Origin of the sequence: Paenibacillus apis (genome assembly GCF_018333295.1) — a bacterium.
In the GTDB taxonomy this organism is placed as follows: domain Bacteria; phylum Bacillota; class Bacilli; order Paenibacillales; family Paenibacillaceae; genus Fontibacillus; species Fontibacillus antibioticophila.
The window spans coordinates 1-366 of record NZ_BORS01000059.1 but is presented as its reverse complement, the minus strand read 5'-3'; the positions used below and the strand labels follow the sequence as shown (position 1 = coordinate 366).

Genomic DNA, 366 nt, shown 5'->3' with positions numbered 1-366 from the left:
GTCCTACTCTCCCAGGACCCTTCGGTCCAAGTACCATCGGCGCTGGAGGGCTTAACGGTCGTGTTCGGGATGGGTACGCGTGGAACCCCTCCGCCATCGCCACCAAACAGGATTTTTGCGCTGCGCTCGCTTCAAACCAGCAAAATATCCATCCTTAGAAAGGACATGCAGCTTAAAATCAATTCAGGAAGTCTTGCTCCCTGAAAACTGGATACGAAACTGGAATCTGAATTAGATATTTTGGATAAGCCCTCGACCGATTAGTACCTGTCAGCTCCATACATTGCTGCACTTCCACCTCAGGCCTATCAACCTCGTCGTCTTCAAGGGGTCTTACTAATTGGGAAATCTCATCTTGAGGGGGGC

Annotated in this window: 2 rRNA genes; both read right to left on the bottom strand. The window is 50.5% G+C overall.

Features of this window, described 5'->3' with window-relative positions:
• Positions 1-107 (bottom strand): 5S ribosomal RNA (gene rrf / locus KI362_RS25290); the annotation flags it as partial.
• A 133-nt stretch (positions 108-240) separates the two neighbouring features.
• Positions 241-366: ribosomal RNA gene (locus tag KI362_RS25285) — 23S ribosomal RNA — on the bottom strand; the annotation flags it as partial.